Genomic DNA, 12,713 nt, shown 5'->3' on the forward strand with positions numbered 1-12,713 from the left:
GGCGTCGTTTCAGCAATTAACACCATAAAAACCGCGAACGTTAGCAAACGAACGGTTGAGGATTACGCTTTGTCGGCGGCTTTGCGGTATAACCTTCGCGGATGACCAATATTGCCATACAGCATTTCGACGCTGATTAACCCACTCTCCACACAGTATTCCAGATAGCGACGCCCCGTGGTTTTGCTGATCCCGACGTTCTCCACCACCTCTTCAACCGACATGGCATTGTCGGGATGTTCTGCGAACAGGCGTTTAATCCGCTCCAGCGTTTGGGGCTCAATGCCCTTTGTCGACGGCGTGAGCGAAGATTCCGCAGCAGGCAGGTTAAACAGGCGATCCAGCGCATGCTGATCGACAACCTTGACCTGCTGCACGGTGTGGATAAAACGCATAAAGCGCTCCAGCGAGGCGTGCAGGCGCTGAAAAAAGACCGGTTTAATCAGATAGTCAAAGGCGCCGCTGCGCATGGCGTGGCTACAGGTTTGCATATCGCTGGCGGCGGTGATGAAGATCACCGAGCATTCGTAGCTTTTCAGCAGCGGGTTATCGATTAACTCCACGCCTTTGCCGTCTGGCAGATAGTTATCCAGCAGAATCAGTCGCGGCTGATGCTGGCGGATCAGGCTGCACGCCTGCTCAATCGACGCGGCAATACCCACCACGCGCAAATGAAAATTCTGCTCAATATACTCGCGATGCAACTCCGCCAGGTGCGGCTCATCTTCAACTATCACAACATCAAGTGGTCGGGTCATGCTGTTGCCCATTAGGAATAAACACAGAAAAAATAGTGCCTTGTGGCGTGTTATCGGCGATCTCTATGCTGCCGCCCGCTTTCTCGATATAGCCTGCCACCAGAAACAGGCCAATACCGTGCTCTGTTCCCACAATGTCGTTCTCGCTCTCGGGTTTGCTGCTATACCCCTGGCGGAATATATGCGGTTTATGCGTGTCATCCACGCCGCAGCCCCTGTCGGCCACCTCAATCAACAGCTCCTGGTTGCGGTCGGAAATGTAGATCTCCACTGGCGCGTGAACCGACGCCTTCAGGGTGGCGTCCACGGCGTTATCCAGCAAATTGCCGATCACCGACATCAGCTCTGTTTCGTTGATGGAGGCCGGCATGCGGGTGAGCTGGCAGGCGGGATCAAACTGCAGTTCAATGCCTTTTTCCCGTGCGCTGACATATTTCCCTAACAGCAGTCCGCACAGTGCCGGAGAGGCAAAATGGGCCGAGACAAAGTCCAGCACTTTTTGGGCGCCTTCCGACTGCAGCTGGATGTAGCGGATCGCCTCGTCGTAGTGCTTCATTTGCAGCAGTCCCACCAGCGTTGCCGTCCAGTTCAGCTGTTCATGACGCATGATGCGCAGGTTATCCGCATAGCGTTTTATCTGACTTAGCTGGCTGCTGAGGGTGTTAATGTCATTTTTATCGCGAAAACTGTAGACCCAGCCGCTCTCCACACCGGGTTCAACCTCAATCGCCACGCGGTTGACGATTACCTCGCGCTGGTTGAGCACGGCAATCTGGTCGTGACTGCCGCTGCTTATCGACGCATAGCGCTGGGATAAAAAGCCCGGCGAGGTTTGCACAATAGCCTCCAGCGGTTTGCCAATAAGCGCCTCCTCACTCTGGTGAATATCCAGCATCTCACGGGCAGCACGGTTAATTAAAATCAGCTGCTTCTCTGCATTGACGGCAAATACCCCTTCATACATGGCCTCCAGCAGGGCTTTTTGTTGCAACACCAGCTGAGCAATATCTTTCGGCTCCAGACGGAACATCTGCTTTTTAAGGTTACGCGTGAACAACCATGAGAAAATAAACAGCAGCAGTAACAGCCCCATACCGTATAACCCGGACTGCCAGAGAATGCGGGCGTTAATATTGGCAATATACGAGGTCAGATAACCGACAGAGACAATGCCAATCACCTGGTGTTGCGCATTAAAGATGGGCGCTTTGCTGCGTAATGACACGCCAATGCCCCCTTTACGCACGGAAATAATGGTTTTGCCTTTTAACACCTCTGTATTATCCCCGCCGATCATCGGTAAATTGATGCGCTCCGGGGATTCCGAATGATAAAGGTGTTGCTCCCGGGTATCGCCAATCACGATGTAGCTGGCATCACTTTCCGCGCGCAGCGGCTGGATTAAACGGGCGATACCGGGGATATCTCTGGCGGCGACTTTTTCCGCCAGGCCGGGCATCAGGGCGATTTCACTGGCCTGAACCCTGGCGCGCTGGCCGAGATCGTGATGCAGTTGCCGGTCGATAAAATGAAACAGGATGGTTCCCAGCAGTACTAACAGCAGGCAGGAGAAGCACACCAGCGCTAAAAAAAGCTTAACCTGAAATGAAAGTCTGCGTTTCATTCAACCTGCGCCAGTCATGGAAAAGGGAGACATGGGGGGAGCCTGACATGCGCCAATGGGGGACGCAATCCGGCAACAAAAGAGTTGTGACCTGGCTTTTCGTTTTCAACGTTATAGCTATCAGGATCCCGTAAGGCTATGCTTCATTCAGCAGTAAAATAATTACAGAGGCAATGTCATGGATAAAGAGCTACTGGATGCGGGTTACCGGGCCTATACCGGCGAGAAAATTGACGTTTACTTCAACACCGGGATCTGCAAACACTCCGGTAACTGCGTGCGTGGCAGCGCAAAGCTGTTTAATCTGAAACGTAAACCGTGGATCATTCCCGATGAAGTGGATGTAGATACGGTTGTCCGCGTGATTGATACCTGCCCGAGCGGTGCGCTGAAGTATCGCCAAAAATAAGCGAGGAACCATGGATATTCTGGAAGGCCATAACAAGTTTTACGTGAACGATGCGAATGGCAATCAGGTCGCTGAGATTGTCTTCGTCCCCACAGGTGAGCACTTGAGTATTATTGAGCACACCGATGTTGATCCGAGCCTGAAGGGGCAGGGTGTGGGCAAGCAGCTGGTGGCGAAGGTGGTGGAGAAAATGCGCGGTGAGAATCGCAAAATTATCCCGCTGTGCCCGTTTGCGAAGCATGAGTTTGATAACACGCGGGAATATGACGATATTCGGGCGTAAAACACACCGGCGATGGCCGGTGTTTTTTTATCTCACCTGTTCCAGCAGTAACCCCAGCGCGATCGCCACCATAATCCCTCCGGAGGCCATGCTCACCGCACGTGCCGCCTGCGGACGGGTCGCCAGCACCGCTTTCGAACCATACCCCACCAGCAAATAGACCAGTGTGCAGGTGATAAGATGCATTATTCCCAGGGCTGACATCTGTGTGGCAATCGACCAGCTTCCCTTTGGATCGGTAAACTGCGGAAGCAACGCCAGAAACAGCAAGAAGACTTTTGGGTTAAGCCCGCTGATACACAATCCTTTCACCGCCCACTGTTTCCAGTTTCCTGCATGCTGCACAGTGCTTTCCGGCGCGGCAGGATGGCGTAACAGCGTGATGCCGAGCCACAGCAGATAAACCGCCCCCGCAATTGTCAGCCCTGATAATGCCAGCGGATGTTGAGCAATCAACACACCCACACCCGCCACCACGACCAGCGTGGCGAGCAGATGCCCGGACATCAGCCCCATCACCGCCGGCACTACGCGCCGCCCGTTGATCCCGGCGCTGATCGCATAGGCCCAGTCTGCACCCGGCGTCATGATGAGCAGGAAGGACACCACCCAAAAACCGGCCACAATACTCATTTCCATCGTCTGTGAAACTCCCGTACCTGTATTACCTGGAGAGAAAGAATATCGGTATCGGTACGAAATGAGTTTTCAATGTTATGCTCATAAAACGCTAAAATTGAGAAAATCTTCCACATGGATAGCATTGATCGAAAAATTCTTGCTGAGCTGCAGGCTGATGGCCGTTTATCTCTTACGGAGCTGGCAGAGCGGGTGAACCTGAGCCTCTCTCCGTGTCACCGACGCGTGCGTGCGCTGGAGCAGAGCGGAGCCATTACGGGGTATCGCGCCAATCTCGATCCCGCCAAAATGGGGTTTAATTTCCTGGCGATTGTGTTTGCCACCCTGAAAGAGGGCGATAAGAAAGCGGTCAGCGCGTTCGAAGAGGCGGTGGAAGAGATCCCGCAAATCGTGCTGGCCCAGCGCTTATTTGGCGATCCGGACTATCTGATGCATGTTGTTACCCGCGATCTGTCAGCTTTTCAGAAACTGTATGACGAGAAACTTTCTGCCATGCCTGGCGTACAGCATCTTCGCTCTACGCTGGTGATGAAAACGGTCGTGCAGGACAGACCGTTTCCGCTGTAAAAATCAGACGCGCCCGGCAGAAGGCCGGGCACGGTAGGATTAGCCGACAAACATCACCGACACGCACAGGACGCCGACAATCAGCGTCAGCAGGCTGCCAATGGAGCGGTACGGCTTCAGGGAGGGGATCAGGTACGTCGACAGCGTCGGCATGATAAACAGGATCATGGCGATAAGCGGACCGCTGATGGCGTAAATCATCGAAATGGCGTTCGGGTTAATGCAGCAGACCGCAAAGGTAATCAGCGACACGCCCAGAATAGAAATCGCACGGTTAAAGGCGCGGCTCTTTTTCACGCCCACCTGATTCAGCGACGATTTCACGATTTCCGTCGCTCCTTCAATCACCCCAAAATAGGTGCCCAGGAACGATTTCGACATGGCAATAATCGCCACAATAATCCCGGAAATGCCGAGCCAGGCCGGAGAAGAGGGCATCATCGACAGCGCTGACAGGATCGTCACCCCTTGCTCTTTTGCGGTCACAATATAGGACGGCGGAATCGACAGCAGGCAACTGAACACGAAGAACAGCACGCTCAGGCAGATAACCAGATACGCCACCTTCATGATTTTTTTGCACTTATCCATGGCAGCGTCACCGAACTTCTCGCGACGATCGACGGCGAACGTCGAGATAATCGGCGTATGGCTAAACGCAAACACCATCACCGGAATTGAGATCCACACCTGATGCAAAGTGTGGCGATCAAACGCCATCTGGCTGGTGAGCAGTGAAGGTTGCCAGCTGCCGGTCAGGTACAGAGAGACAAACAGGAAATAGGCGATCAGCGGGAACACCAGGAAGCCCATCACTTTGATTGTGATATGCCGTCCCATCAGGAAGATCAGATTCAATACCAGCACCACGCCAAAGCTGACCAGCACACGAATGGCGGTATCCACCGTCATCTTTTTTGCCAGCTGCTCCGTCAGGGAGTTGGTGATGGCCACGGCATAAATCTGCACCACCACGAAGAAGGCGACGAAATAGAGCGTGGTGATCAGATTCCCTATTTTCCTGCCGTAATAGTGAGAGACCGCGCCGGTGATCCCTTCATTGCCTCGTGTTTTTGACGACAGAATAAATTGCGCCAGTGCTTTATGCGGCCAGTAGGTTAATGGATAGGCCACAAGGGCAGTAATGAACAGGACAATAGCGCCTGCGGAGCCAAGCTGAATGGGCAAGAACAGCGTTCCTGCGCCCACGGCCGTGCCATAGAGAGCGAAACTCCAGAGAGTCTCATCTTTTGACCAAATTTTCGACATTAGAGCAACGTATCAACTATCAAACCATCAGAATGGAGTGCAATTTACCATAGTTATGCGTGGAGAGCGCAGTTGCTTCGACGGAGTTTGGCCGGACCAGTCGTCCGGCCAGGGGGGCGTTAGCCTGCCAGGGCGCGTCGTTGCTGGCGACGCTTAAGGAATTTTTCACGTAAGGTGTCATACGCCCAGTTGTAGAACATGGTGTAGGGCAGGAAGAACAGGAAGAAACCTATTTCCAGCGTGAATGCCTCAAGCAGCGTGACGCCCAGCACCGCGGCCACAATCGACAGACCGATCACGATAAACCCACATTCGAACCCCAGGGCATGCAGCGCACGAACTTTTGCCGTGCGTTTTACGCGCTGAACAGGCCAGAAACGGTCGAAACCGAAGTTATAAATAATGTTCCAGAGCATGGCCGTGGTGGCCAGGACAATGGTTAACCCGCCCATCTCCACCACGGAGCGCTGCATCAGCCACGCCGCTGTCGGGGCGAGAATTGCCGTGGCAATCCCCTCAAAACAGACCGCGTGGAAGATCCGCTCCGGCAGTTTACGTTGGAGTGCATCCTGATGTTGCATAGCTTTCGACCTCATTAACTCGCCAGTATGGGCGTTGATGGAACCTATTTTTATCGCTAAACGTGATATATTAAAGATGGTATCCATCGATAAAATAGATAGGTCATGCGCTACTCACCTGAAGCCCTTACCGCGTTTGTTGAAACCGTGGCGGCAGGCTCCTTTTCTGCCGCCGCTCGTCGGTTACGCAAAAGCCAGTCGACGATCAGCACCGCGATTGCCAACCTCGAAGCCGATCTCGGCTTTGAGCTGTTTGACCGTTCCGCCCGCCAGCCGGTACTCACCGCTCAGGGGGAGCAGGTGCTGGGGTATGTCCAGGCGATCCTCGCCGCCAGCTCGCGGCTGGACGAGCTGGCGGTATCGTTAACCGCGCAAACGGAGGCGCGTCTGACCTTTGTGCTTTCCGATACGCTTAACCCTGACGTGCTGGAAGATCTGATGAACCAGTTTGACCAGCGTTTTCCCCATACGGAATTTGAGTGCCTGATTGGCGAGGAAGAGGACGTCATCGATCTGCTGCAAAAGGAGAGGGCGCAGGTTGGCCTGACGGAGGCACGCGACAGTTACCCGACCGATATCGGCGTTACCCGACTGCCGATACAAACGCGAATGGCAATTTATGTCGCGACCACCCACCCACTTGCCGGACAACATGACGTGCAGGCCGATGAACTGCACGGCTGGCGGGAACTGCGGCTCAGCACCTACCTTGAGCGCGAGGCGACGCTCGCCCGGGGGCCGGTCTGGTCAGCACCGAATTACCTGTTACTCTTGAGTATGGCGGTGCAGGGATTTGGCTGGTGCGTGTTGCCGTGTGCGCTGGTGGATGAATTTGCGCCCGCGAAATCGCTGGTGCCGTTGAATGTCCCTGGCTGGCCCCGGGCAATCGGCATCGATCTGCTGTGGAATAAACGATCCCCTCCCGGCGTCGCCGGAAGCTGGCTGCGACAGTATCTGCAGGACGCACGCTAATCCTTGTGATTAAACTCACTATTTTTAAACAATTAAGATAAATGCCAGTAACAATCCTCTACTATCGTCATGTCCTTTAACACAGAGGTGGTGATGAAAGATGTCGTTATAGTGGGTGCGTTGCGTACAGCTATCGGCTGTTTTCAGGGAGCGCTGGCGCGTCACTCGGCTGTTGATCTGGGGAGCGTGGTGGTTAAAGCGCTGGTGGAGCGCAGCGGGATCGCAGCACATGAAGTCGATGAGGTGATCCTCGGACAGGTCCTGACGGCCGGCGCCGGGCAAAACCCTGCCCGTCAGGCGGCGCTAAAAGGCGGCCTGCCCAACACCGTCTCTGCCATCACCATCAACGACGTCTGTGGCTCAGGATTAAAGGCGCTGCATCTTGCCACGCAGGCCATCCAGTGTGGCGAAGCGGATGTGGTCATCGCCGGCGGGCAGGAGAACATGAGCCGTGCGCCGCATGTTCTCACCGACAGCCGCACCGGCGCACAGCTGGGAAATAGCCAGTTGCTCGACAGCCTGGTGCATGACGGGCTGTGGGATGCGTTTAATGATTACCATATGGGCGTGACGGCGGAGAACCTGGCGCGTGAGTATGGCATCAGCCGTGAGCTGCAGGATGCATACGCGTTAAGCTCGCAGCATAAAGCGCGTGCCGCGATTGATTCGGGGCGTTTTCGCGATGAAATTGTTCCGGTAAGCACCCAGCGCCAGGATGGTCAGATTCTTGTCGTCGACACCGATGAACAGCCGCGTACCGATGCCAGCGCAGAAGGGCTGGCCATGCTCAACCCTGCTTTTGAGACGCAGGGCTCAGTGACGGCGGGAAATGCCTCCTCCATTAACGACGGTGCGGCGGCTGTGATGATGATGAGCGAAAGCAAAGCTCAGGAGCTGGATCTCCCGGTGCTGGCCCGTATCAGGGCCTTTGCCAGCGTGGGCGTTGATCCTGCGTTAATGGGGATCGCGCCAGTGTACGCGACACGTCGCTGCCTGGAGCGCGCGGGCTGGCAGCTCTCCGATGTGGATCTGATTGAAGTCAACGAGGCCTTTGCCGCTCAGGCGATCTCGGTGGGCAAAATGCTGGAGTGGGATCCCCTGCGGGTGAATGTCAACGGTGGCGCGATTGCGCTCGGTCATCCCATCGGCGCTTCTGGCTGCCGCATTCTGGTATCGCTGGTTCACGAGATGAAAAAGCGTAACGCCCGTAAAGGCATTGCCACGCTGTGTATCGGCGGTGGGCAAGGGGTGGCGCTGGCTATCGAACGTTAATGACTTCCTTCGTAAATGAACCTCCCGTCGGGAGGTTTTTTTATGCGTGTTATTCTGCGCTGACGTGATCTCCCTCCGCTAATTTCGCCTAAATACCTCGTGTTTGTTGACGAATATCACGCCGATTTGTACCGAAAAAAATGAAACAAATAATTACGATCTTGCTCACTAAAATAGCAATTATTAAAAAATAAACTGCTGTTTCATAAAAATGAAACGTTATTTTAGTTGAGGGTTTTTTATGTTTAACAAATCTCTGGTCCTTGCTTCTCTCATTGGTACCTCTTTCGCGGCGCAGGCGGTTACCGTCGATCTGCGTCATGAATATATCGACAATGGCGCGAATGCTGACCGTGTCTCTGTGTCGCATCGCTTTGCCAATGGCGTCGGTTTTTCTGTTGAAGCAAAATGGAAATCGGGCGGCGATAAGGCCGATCAGCCCTTCGCGGATGTGGTGGGGAACGGTCATGAAGATCAAATTAGCTGGCGCTGGAAAGCGACAGAGAATATTGCGCTGACGCCTGCGTTCACGCTTGAGAGTAATGACAGTCGCACCATTTATAAACCCAACCTGCACCTGCAATACAGTTTCGATAATGGCTTTTACGTAGCCGCACGTTACCGCTATGAATACACCCGTTATCCGTCAAGCTCAAATAAAGACGATGACAAAGTTAACCGCGGTGATGCCTGGGTCGGCTGGGTAATGGGAGACTGGCGTAGCGAGCTGAATTATGTTTATGCAAAAAGTACGGAAGGGATGGTCCGTAATAATAATAAAGATTATTCCACCGAATATAACGCGAAGCTGGCGTATAAATGGGATAAAAACTGGGCGCCGTATGTTGAGGTGGGTAACGTGGGTGTAAAAGAAAGCGATGAACGTCAGACCCGCTTCCGTGTAGGCGTGGCGTATTCCTTCTGATATTTCCCTCCAGGCCCGGTGAGCGCAGCGCCACCGGGCAAAACGTTCAGAACAAAAAAAAGCCCTCCGTAAGGAGGGCAAGGCCAGTTACAGAAACACGTATTTAAATCATGCAGACAACATGTCCGGTTGCGCGGGGAGTTTCGCGATATAGAGGGCAGGTTTGCCGTCTTTATCGGAACTGAACAGCACCGCTTTCTCGTCCGGTGTAAAGGAGGGATGCGGATGGGTGACCTGGCGGCTATTTTCCACCGTCGCCCAGGAGGTGTCATGGCGGGCGATGCGGAAGTAGCTTTTTTTCGCCACGTCAAACCCGTACAGATAAGGATCGTTGTCGATGGTGTAACCGTGGGTGTCTTTTACATCCACCGGTGTGCCGGAACCGTCGCCCACCAGCAACGTGCCGTCGAAATTACTCATCAAATGCGAGCAGGATGGCATCTGCATCACCGCCTCATTCACACCTGAATCCGGATTAAAGCGGCAGATGCTGCGGCCCTGCTGGCCTTTCAGATACGAGACATAAACCAGCGCGGAGCCATCCGGGACCCAGAATTCGTGGGTGCAGCTTTCACCCTGTGCATGCGTTTTAACTTTATGTACGTTGGTGCCATCTTCGTTGACCAGCCACATTCGGGCATCGACCAGATCGTGTGGCCCCTCGTGACAAAACGCCACCGTGTGGTCATCAAACGGACGGTAGATGGGATGCCCCAGCCAGTTTTTCTCTTCATGAATGGTTGAGCTCGCGCCGGTTTTCAGATCCACGCGCAGCAGTCGGCAGTGGGGCCCTTTATGGAAGAAGTCGTGGAAAATTTTCCAGTCGTTCAGCGGCGTCCAGTCGCGCTTCGCAATTTCTATGCCCACAAGGCTGGTGCAGTCGCTGTTCGCCACCCAGGTGCCGTAACCGACCCAGTCATCCGGGACGCGGTACACTTCACGCTCCACTCGCGTCTGAAGATCGACCTCCATAAGCGTGCGATCGTTCTTCACATAGTAGAAGGCGCGATCGTCCGGGGAGAGGAATCCGCCAAAGGTGTTATCGCCTGCGCCCTCCGTCAGCTGAACGGCTTCGCCGTTCTGCAGATCCAGCAGGTAATAGTTCCAGTGACCATCGAACGCCCCCGCGAACAGCAGGTGGCTGCCGTCATTGAAGAAGCACTTCTGGTAAAAGTAGTTGCGATGACAGGTTACTTCAGGCGGGGTCAGGCGAGTGACTTCCACGCCTGTATCCGGATCGCGGGCGATCTCATAGTTCAGCTTGACCCGCATACCTTTAGCCATATTGCGCTCCTTTCGGCGATAAAATCAGATTAAAAACTGGGTGTTAAAATATCAAAACGATGTTTCATTGTGTGTGACTTATCACGCAGTTTATCGGTTTAATGGATAAGGATGATGGAGTCCTGGCGTTATCGTGATCGAAACACCATTTCTGATATAAAGAATCATAAAAAATGAAACGATGTTTTAAATGTATTTGAAAACCCCCTTACTGGCGTTTACACTGTGCTTATCCTTAAAACGGAACGTCGTTTCGTTAATTTTCTGCCTTCGGGCACGATCCATCTGGAGGTTATCGTGGACGTCAGACAAAGCATCCACAGTGCGCATGCCAAAACCCTCGACACGCAGGGGCTGCGCAGTGAGTTTTTAGTTGAGCAGGTGTTCGAAGCCGATCGCTACACTATGGTCTACAGCCACATTGACCGCATTATTGTGGGCGGCATTATGCCGGTGGCCAAAACCGTCTCCGTGGGCGGTGAAGTGGGTAAACAACTCGGCGTGAGCTATTTCCTGGAACGGCGTGAACTGGGCGTGATTAACATTGGCGGGCCGGGCACCATTACGGTTGACGGTCAGTGCTACGAGATTGGTCACCGCGACGCGCTGTATGTCGGCAAGGGCGCGAAAGAGGTGGTCTTTGCCAGCGTTGACGGCAGCACGCCAGCGAAGTTTTATTACAACTGCGCCCCGGCTCATACCACCTGTCCTACCAAAAAAGTGACCCCGGCAGACGTAGCCCCGGTGACGCTGGGCGATAACCTCACCAGCAACCGTCGCACCATCAATAAATACTTCGTTCCGGATGTGCTGGAGACCTGCCAGCTCAGCATGGGGCTGACCGAGCTGGCGCCTGGCAACCTGTGGAACACCATGCCGTGCCACACCCATGAGCGTCGCATGGAGGTCTATTTCTACTTCAACATGGATGAGGATGCCTGCGTATTCCACATGATGGGGCAACCGCAGGAAACACGCCATATCGTGATGCATAACGAGCAGGCGGTTATCTCTCCGAGTTGGTCAATTCACTCCGGTGTGGGGACGAAGGCGTACACCTTCATCTGGGGAATGGTCGGTGAAAACCAGGTCTTTGATGACATGGACCACGTCGCGGTAAAAGATCTGCGCTAGTCGCGGGCAGTTAAGCATAAATCTGCCTGTTGCTGACAGGCATCGAAAGAGTAAGGAACAAACATGATTCTGGATGCATTCTCTCTGCAAGGTAAAGTGGCTGTGGTTTCCGGTTGTGACACCGGTCTGGGCCAGGGCATGGCGTTAGGGCTGGCAGAAGCGGGCTGCGATATCGTGGGCATCAACATCGTCGAGCCTACGGAAACCATCGAGCGCGTGACCGCGCTGGGCCGCCGCTTTCTGAGCCTGACGGCGGATCTGCGTAAAATCGACGCCATTCCTGACCTGCTGGATCGCGCGGTGGCGGAATTCGGCCATATCGACATTCTGGTCAACAATGCCGGTTTAATCCGCCGTGAAGATGCCATTAACTTCAGCGAGCGCGACTGGGACGACGTGATGAACCTGAATATCAAAAGCGTGTTCTTTATGTCTCAGGCGGCGGCGAAACACTTCATCGCTCAGGGGAACGGCGGCAAGATTATCAATATCGCCTCCATGCTCTCCTTCCAGGGGGGGATCCGGGTGCCGTCTTACACCGCGTCAAAAAGCGCAGTGATGGGGGTCACCCGTCTGCTGGCGAACGAATGGGCGAAGCACAATATCAACGTTAACGCCATTGCCCCGGGATACATGGCCACCAATAACACCCAGCAGCTGCGTGCCGACGAGCAGCGCAGCGCGGAAATCCTTGACCGGATCCCGGCAGGGCGTTGGGGACTGCCGGACGATCTGAAAGGGCCGGTGGTGTTCCTGGCATCGAAGGCATCGGACTACATCAACGGTTATACCGTGGCGGTTGATGGCGGCTGGCTGGCGCGTTAATTCGCCCTGACGATAGAGCCTCTGCCTGCGGGTGGAGGTTTTTTTTGCTCAAAAATTGTCATTATCCATATCGACAAAGATGAAAAATCCATACTAAAAAATCATAAATGACGCGAATCACAGTTTTATTACTTAAATATTAATCAATTAGTAAAATATGGCGATATTTCA

The 12,713-nt window shown here is 53.9% G+C and carries 14 protein-coding genes; 8 read left to right on the forward strand and 6 right to left on the reverse strand.

What is annotated here, in order from left to right:
• Positions 1-62: 62 nt before the first annotated feature.
• Both EKN38_RS06735 and EKN38_RS06740 read right to left on the reverse strand, forming a co-directional pair.
• Positions 63-758, reverse strand: coding sequence for a response regulator (locus EKN38_RS06735; protein WP_014833159.1), 696 nt, complete (start codon positions 756-758; stop codon positions 63-65).
• Positions 742-2,382, reverse strand: a complete 1,641-nt coding sequence (locus tag EKN38_RS06740) for a sensor histidine kinase (RefSeq protein WP_014833158.1) — start codon at positions 2,380-2,382, stop codon at positions 742-744. Before EKN38_RS06740 ends, EKN38_RS06735 begins: the two co-directional genes overlap by 17 nt.
• A 178-nt stretch (positions 2,383-2,560) precedes the next feature.
• Between EKN38_RS06740 and yjdI the strand changes: the two genes are divergently transcribed.
• Together yjdI and EKN38_RS06750 are read left to right on the forward strand one after the other, a co-directional pair.
• Complete coding sequence (yjdI, locus tag EKN38_RS06745; protein WP_014833157.1) at positions 2,561-2,791, forward strand: 4Fe-4S mono-cluster protein YjdI; 231 nt, start codon at positions 2,561-2,563, stop codon at positions 2,789-2,791.
• A gap of 10 nt (positions 2,792-2,801) precedes the next feature.
• Positions 2,802-3,074, forward strand: a complete 273-nt coding sequence (locus tag EKN38_RS06750) for a GNAT family N-acetyltransferase (RefSeq protein WP_013098585.1) — start codon at positions 2,802-2,804, stop codon at positions 3,072-3,074.
• A gap of 27 nt (positions 3,075-3,101) precedes the next feature.
• Here EKN38_RS06750 and EKN38_RS06755 read toward each other — a convergent pair whose 3' ends face one another.
• The gene (locus EKN38_RS06755; RefSeq protein ID WP_014833156.1) at positions 3,102-3,713 is read right to left on the reverse strand and encodes a LysE family translocator; all 612 of its coding nucleotides are present in this window, start codon (positions 3,711-3,713) and stop codon (positions 3,102-3,104) included.
• 114 nt (positions 3,714-3,827) lie between these two features.
• Here EKN38_RS06755 and EKN38_RS06760 point away from each other — a divergent pair, with 114 nt between their 5' ends.
• On the forward strand, positions 3,828-4,280 hold the full coding sequence (locus tag EKN38_RS06760) for an Lrp/AsnC family transcriptional regulator (RefSeq protein ID WP_013098583.1): 453 nt from the start codon (positions 3,828-3,830) through the stop codon (positions 4,278-4,280).
• Positions 4,281-4,319: 39 nt separating this feature from the next.
• Here EKN38_RS06760 and EKN38_RS06765 read toward each other — a convergent pair whose 3' ends face one another.
• Entirely contained in the window at positions 4,320-5,549 is a 1,230-nt protein-coding gene (locus tag EKN38_RS06765; RefSeq protein WP_014833155.1) for an amino acid permease, read from the reverse strand.
• A gap of 119 nt (positions 5,550-5,668) precedes the next feature.
• The gene (locus tag EKN38_RS06770) at positions 5,669-6,130 is read right to left on the reverse strand and encodes a multidrug/biocide efflux PACE transporter (RefSeq protein ID WP_014833154.1); all 462 of its coding nucleotides are present in this window, start codon (positions 6,128-6,130) and stop codon (positions 5,669-5,671) included.
• Positions 6,131-6,235: 105 nt separating this feature from the next.
• Between EKN38_RS06770 and EKN38_RS06775 the strand changes: the two genes are divergently transcribed.
• The 3 genes from EKN38_RS06775 (at position 6,236) to EKN38_RS06790 (ending at position 9,299) form a co-directional block, all read left to right on the forward strand.
• Positions 6,236-7,102 carry a LysR family transcriptional regulator gene (locus EKN38_RS06775; protein WP_014833153.1) on the forward strand — a complete coding sequence of 289 codons (867 nt, stop codon included), beginning with the start codon at positions 6,236-6,238 and terminating at the stop codon, positions 7,100-7,102.
• Between the two features lie 93 nt (positions 7,103-7,195).
• Positions 7,196-8,374, forward strand: coding sequence for an acetyl-CoA C-acetyltransferase (locus EKN38_RS06780; protein WP_014833152.1), 1,179 nt, complete (start codon positions 7,196-7,198; stop codon positions 8,372-8,374).
• A 241-nt stretch (positions 8,375-8,615) separates the two neighbouring features.
• Positions 8,616-9,299, forward strand: coding sequence for an oligogalacturonate-specific porin KdgM family protein (locus EKN38_RS06790; protein ID WP_014833151.1), 684 nt, complete (start codon positions 8,616-8,618; stop codon positions 9,297-9,299).
• Between the two features lie 108 nt (positions 9,300-9,407).
• Here the strand turns inward: EKN38_RS06790 and EKN38_RS06795 are convergent, their stop codons facing one another.
• Entirely contained in the window at positions 9,408-10,583 is a 1,176-nt protein-coding gene (locus EKN38_RS06795; RefSeq protein ID WP_126521844.1) for an oligogalacturonate lyase family protein, read from the reverse strand.
• Positions 10,584-10,880: 297 nt separating this feature from the next.
• Here EKN38_RS06795 and kduI point away from each other — a divergent pair, with 297 nt between their 5' ends.
• Complete coding sequence (gene kduI, locus EKN38_RS06800; protein WP_014833149.1) at positions 10,881-11,717, forward strand: 5-dehydro-4-deoxy-D-glucuronate isomerase; 837 nt, start codon at positions 10,881-10,883, stop codon at positions 11,715-11,717.
• A 63-nt stretch (positions 11,718-11,780) separates the two neighbouring features.
• Positions 11,781-12,542: a 2-dehydro-3-deoxy-D-gluconate 5-dehydrogenase KduD gene (gene kduD, locus EKN38_RS06805; protein WP_013098575.1), complete on the forward strand. Its 762-nt coding sequence runs from the start codon at positions 11,781-11,783 to the stop codon at positions 12,540-12,542.
• Positions 12,543-12,713 lie beyond the last annotated feature (171 nt).

This window comes from Enterobacter sp. WCHEn045836 (genome assembly GCF_003965585.1).
In the GTDB taxonomy this organism is placed as follows: Bacteria; Pseudomonadota; Gammaproteobacteria; order Enterobacterales; family Enterobacteriaceae; genus Enterobacter; species Enterobacter dissolvens.